Genomic DNA, 8,841 nt, shown 5'->3' with positions numbered 1-8,841 from the left:
GGGTGTCAGCACAATGGCTTTCAACTTGAACGGTTTCAACTTCAACCAATCCATCATTGACTCTCAAGGTCGCGTCATCGGTACTTGGGCTGATGTAATCAACCGCGCTAACTTAGGTATGGAAGTAATGCACGAGCGTAACGCTCACAACTTCCCCTTAGACTTAGCTGCTGGTGAAGTTGCTCCTGTTGCTTTGACTGCTCCTGCAATCAACGGCTAATCTGAAATTTTCAGATAATTAAAAGATACCCTCCAGAAATGGGGGGTATTTTTGTTTGTTAGAATCAGGATTTACGGGATTTAAGGATATACAGGATTTTTATTACTAAGCTAATGTAGCGAAAAATAGCAATATTTGTTAAATTTGGCGAATTGTACCACTTCCCTGTATGATAGATGTTTCACTTAATAACTAAAAAAATAATTTAGTATAAAAAAACTAGACATCACCAACTATACAGTCAATTATGGAGGAAGACAAATGTCCAACAGCCCAGGACTGTACATTATACTCGTCAGTGTTCATGGTTTAATTAGAGGTCATAATCTAGAACTAGGAAGAGATGCCGATACTGGTGGACAAACAAAATATGTAGTCGAACTTGCTAACACATTAGCCAAAAGTCCCCAAGTAGAAAGAGTTGATTTAGTCACAAGACTGGTAAACGATCCCAAAGTTAGTGCTGACTATGCACAACCAATAGAAATACTTGCAGATAAAGCCCAAATTATTCGCCTTGCTTGTGGTCCACGTCGCTACCTCCGCAAAGAAGTTCTCTGGCCACATTTAGATACCTTTGCCGATGAATTACTCCGACACATCCGCAAAGTCGGAAGAATACCAAATGTCATTCATACACATTACGCCGATGCAGGATATGTTGGTAGTCGGGTTGCTGGTTGGTTAGGAACGCCTCTTGTGCATACTGGTCATTCCTTGGGACGAGTCAAACAGCAACGATTATTAGAACAGGGAACTAAACAGGACGCGATTGAAGAGAATTTTCATATTACTACCAGAATTGAAGCTGAAGAAATTACCCTGGGTGGTGCAGCTTTAGTTATAGCCAGTACAAATCAAGAAGTTGAACAACAGTACAGTGTATACGATCGCTATCAACCAGAAAGAATGGTGGTAATTCCTCCTGGTGTGGACTTGGATCGATTCTACTCAGCAGCAGATAATTGGTACAACCCACCCATTCAAAAAGAATTAGAGCGTTTTCTCAAATATCCGCAAAAGCCGATGATCATGGCGATTTCTCGCCCAGAAATTCGGAAAAATGTCAGAAGTCTGATTACAGCTTATGGTGAAGATCCTGAGTTGCGTCACCTGGCTAACCTGGTACTTGTACTCGGAAAAAGAGATAACATCATGACGATGGAATCTGGTCCGCGTCAGGTGTTTATGGAAATATTGCAATTAATAGATCGTTATGACCTTTATGGATATATTGCTTATCCTAAACACCATAATGCTGATGATGTTCCAGATTTATATCGACTGACGGCTAAAACCAAAGGAGTGTTTATTAACCCAGCACTAACAGAGCCATTTGGACTTACCCTGATAGAAGCCAGTGCTTCTGGTGTACCTATTGTTGCTACTGCTGACGGCGGTCCAAGGGATATCTTGGGAGCTTGTGAAAATGGCTTACTGATTGATCCTCTCAATATTAAAGAAATACAAGATGCCCTGCATACAACCCTAACGGATACTGAGAAATGGCAACGCTGGGCTAAAAATGGCTTGGTTAATGTCCGCAAATATTTCTCCTGGAATAGTCACGTTGAGAAATATCTAGAGAAAATCCATCTATTTCCTCAACGACGAATTCAATCTTTACTCAGTCCGCTACCCGCATCTCCTGCTGCTGATCATCCAGAGTGGAATGTACCAGATACCAACCGCCTACCCACAGCTGACCGTTTCCTAGTTTGTGAAATTGATAATACGCTGTTGGGTGATAAAGAAGCTTTAGAAAAATTGATTCATCGCATTCGTAGCGAAGGACATACAACCGGGGTTGGTATTGCTACAGGTCGCAGTCTAGAAAGTACCTTGAGTATGTTGGAAGAATGGCGCTTCCCCATGCCAGACTTATTAATTACATCAGCAGGTAGTGAAATCTACTATGGTCCGCAGATTGTCACAGATACAAGTTGGCAAAAACACATTGGTTATCAATGGCAAGCCCAAGCCATTCGGCAAGCGATGAAAAACATCCCTGGTGTAGAATTGCAACCACCAGAATCTCAACGCAAGTTTAAGATCAGCTATTTTGTTGATGAAGCCAAAGCACCTAACTTCCGAGAAATTATCCGCCATCTGCGTCGTCAACAACTTCCAGTTAAGGGGATTTATAGCCACAATATGTATCTTGATTTAGTACCTATCCGGGCTTCTAAGGGAGATGCTATTCGCTATGTGGCTTTGAAATGGGGTTTACCTGTACAACGCTTTTTAGTAGCAGGGGCATCGGGTAATGATGAAACCATGCTTGGTGGTAATACTTTAGGCGTTGTGGTGGGGAATTACAGTCCAGAAATTGAAAAACTGCGTGGTTATCCACAGATTTACTTTGCTCAAGGTCATTATGCTTGGGGTATTTTGGAAGCGTTAGATCACTATGATTTTTTTGGTAATTTGTCTCAAAAACAGCCGGAAGTGGTGACGATTTAGGTAGCGATCGCACTAAATGATTTGTAAATAATCAGATCCCCGAACTTGTTAATAAATTATAAATTGATGTCAGCAGTCGGGGATTTAGGTTTTGCAAAGTGATGGGATATTTTTTATTTGGAATTCCCTTAGAGGTATCAATATCAAAGTCTCAATAAGTCTTTAATGATTCTCACAATTCCCAGGAGTTTGAATTTGTCCAACAAGTTACAAACGCCCAAAAGCCATCAGCATCATAATTTTGGATTTTGGATTTTCAAAGACCAAAACTCCCCAAAAATGTCATCATAGTAAAGGTAAAAACACACAGGAGACAAGACCACGGTTTACGCACGCCCTTTAGCCCGGTTAATTGAGCAACTGCAACGCCTTCCCGGTGTGGGTCCCAAATCTGCCCAGCGTCTAGCGTTGCACATTTTAAAGCGTCCAGAAGCAGAAGTAGAAGCCCTAGCACAAGCTCTAATTGATGCTAAAAAACAGGTAGGCTTGTGTCAAGTCTGCTATCACCTCTCATCTGAACCTGTCTGTGATATCTGCCGCAACCATAACCGAGATAATACAACTATTTGTGTAGTTGCTGATTCTCGTGATGTGATTGCATTAGAAAAAACCCGCGAGTATAAAGGGAAGTATCATGTTTTAGGTGGGGTAATTTCTCCTATGGATGGTATCGGACCAGAACAGTTGACAGTTCAAGCTTTAGTACGCAGAGTCAGTCAGCAAAAACCCCAAGAAGTGATTATGGCTATTAGTCCTAGTGTGGAGGGGGAAACCACCACTTTGTATATAGGTCAGCTACTTAAACCTTTTACCAAGGTAACGCGGATTGCTTTTGGTTTACCTGTGGGTGGTGATTTAGAGTATGCTGATGAGGTGACACTGGCTAGGGCTTTAGAAGGTCGTCGAGAATTAGATTAGATATCTGCAATTTTTGCAGTCAGGATTCATATCATGTTCTTTGAATCAACTAGACATCTCCAGAAATTAAATTTGTGTATCCCATAACCCTTGTAGAGACGTTACATGGAACGTCTCTACTCTACATTCTTTTGCGGAGATGTCTAATAACTAATAACTAATAACTAATGACAAACTTACAGTTACCAAGTGATGCCTAAAACGATATCATATAAGGCATCACTTCAGACATCATAGACTGGACGCGCCATGAAAGTAGAAACTATTCGCACGACATTAACGATCCCGAAAGAATTGTTAGAAGCGACTGATAAGGCGGTGCTAGATGGAAAAGCCAAAAGCCGGAATGATTTTATGGTGCAGGCCTTAAAGCGGGAATTAGCAGTACAAAGACGAGCGGAAATTGATGCTGCTTTAGCAGAAATGGCAAGAGATCCTGATTATCAGGCAGAAGTGTTAAAAATAGAGACAGAATTTGCTACGGCTCAATGGGAGGCGTTGCAGCTAGGGGAATCTCCAAGATGAGAAGGGGTGAAGTGTATGATGCGCGTCTAGAAATGACTGAAGGTTCAGAACAAGGAGGAACTCGCCCCGTAATTATTGTCAGTCGTGACGTGATTAATCTATCCAGCCCAGTGGTTTTGGCCGTACCCTGTACGACTTATCAAACGGGGAAACGGGTTTACCCCACTCAAGTTTTAATTTTATCACCAGATGGCGGACTCAGAAAAGACTCGATCGCAATGGCAGATCAGGTGCGGGTGTTGTCCAAAACTCGCTTTTTGCGATTAAGAGGCGTACTTTCTCAGGTAGTGATGGCACATCTAGCACAAGCTTTGTCCATCGCTTTGGACTTACCAGGAGAAGAGGATATTAGCAGTTAAAGCAGTTAAAGCAGGTGACAGGTGACAGATGAAGAAAGCAAGGGTGCAGGGGGAGAATATTAACTTTTGCCTTTTGCCTTTTGCCTTTTACCTTTTAATATTTAAATGGGAATTTCAATCAAAAATTCACAACCCTTACCAGGTGCAGAAACACAATTAATTTTACCGCCATGTTTTTCGACAATAATTTGATAGCAAACAGATAATCCTAATCCAGTACCTTCTCCTGGTTCTTTAGTAGTAAAAAAAGGTTCAAAAATACGCGATTCCATACCATGAGGAATACCGCAACCATTATCAGCAATACGAATCAAAATAGAATTCCTGTTTGTCGCTTCTGAACAAATCCAAATTTTAGGAATATCAATTAATTTTCCCTTTAATAATGATTTCTCCAGCGCCCAAATAGCATTATTGATAATGTTCATAAATACCTGATTCATCTGGGCAGCATAACAAAATACTGGGGGTAAATCAGCATATTCCTTAACAACCTCAATCGCTGGAAAATTATGCTGTGGTTGCAGTCGATTTTGGAGAATTAAAAGTGTGCTATCAATGCCTTCATGTAAATCAACCGGCTTTTTATCAGCTTCATCAAGGCGAGCAAACGTGCGTAATGACAGCACTAATTCCCGAATCCGGTTAGCCCCAGTCTTCATAGAATCGAGAATTTTTGGCAAATCATCAGCAATAAAATCTAAATCCAGAGATGCTTCTTGCTGTTGAATTTCTGCTGTTATTTGAGGATAATTTTGCTGATAAAGGCGCACTAAATTTAATAAATCTTCAGTATGGTTAGTAACGTAAGGGATATTACCGTAAATAAAACTAATGGGATTATTAATTTCATGAGCTACCCCAGCTACTAACTGTCCTAAACTAGCCATTTTTTCACTTTGAATTAATTGGCTTTGAGTTGCTTGTAATTCCTTGAGAGTTTGGGTAATTTCTTCTTTTTGAAGTTGGGTACGTTCTAACAATTCTGCTTGTTGAAGTCCTACCCCTAATTGCGAACCAATCTGTGCTAATAAGTTGATTTCTTCATCTTGCCAATAACGAGGTTGGGAGTTTTGATAAGCTACTAACAATCCCCACAGTTTATCACCTTGAGAAATGGGAACAAAGACTTCATTACGGGCATATTTTCCGGCTTTTGTTCCTTGCAAAAGTAGGGGTTCTGTCACAGGTTGAGGTTTAACAACTGGAGTCCAACCATCCAAAATAGAATCAGCGACAAATTCGCCACTCCAATCAGGATAAAAGCGATAAATTGCCACTCTTTCCACTTCTAATAGTCGGCGGACTTCTTGCGTCGTGGTTTTAAAAATGGTGTCAATATCCAGAGATTGACGAATTTTATCTACAGTGTTGACTAATGCTTTTTGTAGTTCCGCAGCTTTGCTAATTTCTGCGGCTTGTTTCTGCATTTGTTGTAAATATTCTGCTTGTTTTAAGGCTACACCTAATTGAGAACTAACTTGGGTGAGTAAGTAAATTTCATCTTCTTGCCAATCACGAGTTCCTGTGTTTTGATAAACTGCTAACAAACCCCAAATTTTGTGGTTATAAAGAATCGCCACTATTACATAAGCTTTAGCTTCATAGCTTTCTAAAACTTTGATATAACAATCGTTAAAACCAGCATTATAAATATCATTACAAATCCTGTATACTTCACCTTTGCTAAACCGACCACCGCCTGTATCTTGTAGGTAGGTATCTGTGGTTGGTTCAACTAATTCTTTTAAATTACAGTCGCTAATGTTGTCTCCTAATTCTGGACGCTGTAACTGCTCTTGCATGAGTGTAACCCAACCTGGAGTTACAGATTCAAATACAAATTCACCACTCCAGTCGGGATTGAAGCGATAAATAGAGACGCGATCGCTATTGAGTAATTTTCTCAGTTCTTCAGTAGTGGTACGGAAAATGCTTTCTAAATCCAGCGATTGACGGATTTTTTCAATTGTTCTGGCGATAGTTTTTTGCCATTCTAAGGCTTTTTCCCTAGCTTGAGCTTGTGCAAGTTGAGCAGATTGCAGTTTCATCTGTTCTATATAATCTGCTTGCTGTAAAGCAACTCCTAAATGTTCAGCTATTAATTGCACAAATTCAATTTCTGATGCTTCCCATTGTCTAACTCCACTACACTGATGAATACACAATAATCCCCATAAATCTTTGCATTTCATCAAGGGAACAGCAATGTTGGCACGTACTTGGAATTTTTCCCACATCTTGATGTGACAATCAGTGACAACATCGTCATAAATATCTGATATTGCCTTAATTCCCCCTGCCTGATAGAGTTGAGCAAATTCTTCTGTACAGCAGTTTTCGTGTAGTTTATTGTTTAATATTGATATCCATTCTGTGCTGACATCTTCATAGATAAATTCCCCTTCCCATTCTAATTCAGGATAAAACCGAAATACGCTAACTCTATCCGTGTTGAGTAATTGACGTACTTCTGTGACTGTAATTTTGAAGATGGTTTCTATATCCAGAGATTCACGAAGGTGGGAAATTACTCTAGATAAAGTTTTTTGTTTCTCACTCTGTTCCAGGGTAAATATCATACCCGCTTGGTATTCATTTTGGGAATTCAATTGTATCATTTCCCACAGGATTCTCAATATATTTATGATCTAGGGTAACAATAAATATTAAACATTGGTTTCTGTAGGGGGATTGTATAATATAAATATGTGGGGAAACGATCTGAGTCGTATCCCCACAACAAGGTTGTTTACGTCAGAAAACTGATTGATGCTGCAATAGCATCAGCGTCGTTTGGCTGTGCTGCGTTTAAGTTCGCGGGTTTCGTCTTCTCGACGACGGCGATCGCGCCAATCTGCCAAGGTTAAATAAACGACACCACCGGTCACTCCTACCAGCAGCACTGCGGCTATGAGAGCCAAAATACCCAAAAATGGACTTTCCACGATTCCTCTATAGTCCGTTGCGTCCCCAAACTACCATAGAAATCGACCAAGTGAACACAACTAACAGTGATACCCAACCCAGTGTCAAAATCATAGTTCTACTTTTCAAATAATTACAAAAGGTCTCTAACATTTATCATACTGGGAAAAGGCGGTTGATTCATTAACTGAATTCAGGCAGGTTTGGCAAGATTATGGAATTAATGACAGAACGGTTAGAATCCCTAAAAGCGGGAGTTATTGGCAGTATATCTTTGGGTTTAGCTTTCCTTGTCACCAGCTTAATCAATGTTTTCTGGCTGGCCAAGTATTTTCCCATCCTGACTTATGATACTACTGAACTAGTAAATTTACAGGTATTATTAAGTGGTGGAATAGCAGGTTTTTCTGGTTTTCTCTTTGGTGTCACCTACCGCTATATCATCCGTGTAGATACAAATCCGCACCTCAAAACTGGTAGTATCTGGGCTTTTGGTTTGGTGCGGGGCTTAACTCAAATAGAATTTGGCTGGAATGTCAATAATACACTTTTGCCTTCTTTAATTTTAGCAGGAGAAAGTATTTTCTGGTTTGCTTTAGCAGCTATTGTTCTCGATACTGCTATTTTTTTAAAATGGCTCAAACCTTTTTCATCTGAATTTTGAATTATTTTTGAATTATTTATGAATCACTACTTTCTCATCATTGATCTTGAAGCTACTTGTTGCAATCAACGTAGTATTCCCCGTCATCAAATGGAAATTATTGAAATTGGTGCAGTGATGCTAAATCGCCAAACCTGGGAAATTGATGCTGAATTTCAACAGTTTATTAAACCTGTGATCAATCCCCAACTCACAGAATTTTGTACAAAATTAACAAGTATTACTCAACAACAGGTTGACACAGCCCCTAATTTTCCAGAAGCCATGTCAAAATTAACAGCTTGGCTGGATTCATTTCCTAATTATATATTTTGTTCTTGGGGTAATTACGATAAAACGCAATTTTTACAAGATTGTAAATTTCATCATATTCCTTACCCTTTTGGTGCAGAACACAGAAATATTAAAACAGAATTTTCTGAATATTTGGGTGTATCTCATAAATTTGGCATGGCGCAAGCCTTGGAGCATTTAGGCATAGAATTAAAAGGTACACATCATAGAGGTATTGATGATGCTCGGAATATTGCTGCAATTTACCGATATATGCAAACTACCAAAAAAAGTTAATGAATTATTATCTAATTACGTAATTTAAGAAAGATAAAAAGAGCGATCGCTCTGTAGTACCATAATAGACATCTCCAAAAAAGAATGTAGGGACAATTCATGAATTGTCCCTACGAGGGTTTCAGGCTACGCATATTTAATTTCTGGAGATGTCTAATATTCAACTACAATAGATGCAACCGAGTCTTTAACCC

At 39.6% G+C, this 8,841-nt stretch carries 9 protein-coding genes and 1 pseudogene; 7 read left to right on the top strand and 3 right to left on the bottom strand.

Annotated elements, in window-relative coordinates:
* The 5 genes and pseudogenes from VB694_RS07970 to VB694_RS07950 all read left to right on the top strand — a co-directional run.
* A pseudogene (locus VB694_RS07970) lies at positions 1-220 on the top strand (photosystem II q(b) protein); the annotation flags it as partial.
* Between the two features lie 261 nt (positions 221-481).
* Positions 482-2,683 (top strand): HAD-IIB family hydrolase, encoded by a 2,202-nt coding sequence (locus VB694_RS07965; RefSeq protein ID WP_323359766.1) that lies wholly within the window; start codon positions 482-484, stop codon positions 2,681-2,683.
* 360 nt (positions 2,684-3,043) lie between these two features.
* Complete coding sequence (gene recR, locus VB694_RS07960; protein ID WP_323359775.1) at positions 3,044-3,601, top strand: recombination mediator RecR; 558 nt, start codon at positions 3,044-3,046, stop codon at positions 3,599-3,601.
* 249 nt (positions 3,602-3,850) lie between these two features.
* Positions 3,851-4,126 carry a YlcI/YnfO family protein gene (locus tag VB694_RS07955; protein WP_323359765.1) on the top strand — a complete coding sequence of 92 codons (276 nt, stop codon included), beginning with the start codon at positions 3,851-3,853 and terminating at the stop codon, positions 4,124-4,126.
* Complete coding sequence (locus VB694_RS07950; RefSeq protein ID WP_323359764.1) at positions 4,123-4,485, top strand: type II toxin-antitoxin system PemK/MazF family toxin; 363 nt, start codon at positions 4,123-4,125, stop codon at positions 4,483-4,485. The genes VB694_RS07955 and VB694_RS07950 overlap by 4 nt, the downstream gene beginning before the upstream one ends.
* A 101-nt stretch (positions 4,486-4,586) precedes the next feature.
* Here the strand turns inward: VB694_RS07950 and VB694_RS07945 are convergent, their stop codons facing one another.
* The 3 genes from VB694_RS07945 to petN form a co-directional block, all read right to left on the bottom strand.
* A complete protein-coding gene (locus VB694_RS07945; protein ID WP_416233470.1) occupies positions 4,587-7,106 on the bottom strand; it encodes a GAF domain-containing protein in 2,520 nt (839 codons plus the stop codon).
* A 165-nt stretch (positions 7,107-7,271) separates the two neighbouring features.
* Positions 7,272-7,433 (bottom strand): hypothetical protein, encoded by a 162-nt coding sequence (locus VB694_RS07940; RefSeq protein ID WP_323359763.1) that lies wholly within the window; start codon positions 7,431-7,433, stop codon positions 7,272-7,274.
* Between the two features lie 7 nt (positions 7,434-7,440).
* Positions 7,441-7,527, bottom strand: coding sequence for a cytochrome b6-f complex subunit PetN (gene petN / locus VB694_RS07935; protein ID WP_013189847.1), 87 nt, complete (start codon positions 7,525-7,527; stop codon positions 7,441-7,443).
* 100 nt (positions 7,528-7,627) lie between these two features.
* Here petN and VB694_RS07930 point away from each other — a divergent pair, with 100 nt between their 5' ends.
* On the top strand, positions 7,628-8,077 hold the full coding sequence (locus VB694_RS07930; RefSeq protein WP_323359762.1) for a hypothetical protein: 450 nt from the start codon (positions 7,628-7,630) through the stop codon (positions 8,075-8,077).
* A gap of 18 nt (positions 8,078-8,095) precedes the next feature.
* Positions 8,096-8,647 carry a 3'-5' exonuclease gene (locus VB694_RS07925; protein ID WP_323359761.1) on the top strand — a complete coding sequence of 184 codons (552 nt, stop codon included), beginning with the start codon at positions 8,096-8,098 and terminating at the stop codon, positions 8,645-8,647.
* The last annotated feature ends 194 nt before the right edge of the window (positions 8,648-8,841 follow it).

This window comes from Anabaena sp. UHCC 0451 (assembly GCF_034931405.1).
In the GTDB taxonomy this organism is placed as follows: Bacteria; Cyanobacteriota; Cyanobacteriia; order Cyanobacteriales; family Nostocaceae; genus RDYJ01.
Note: the sequence above shows the minus strand (reverse complement) of the source record. Positions and strands in the feature narration are given on the sequence as shown.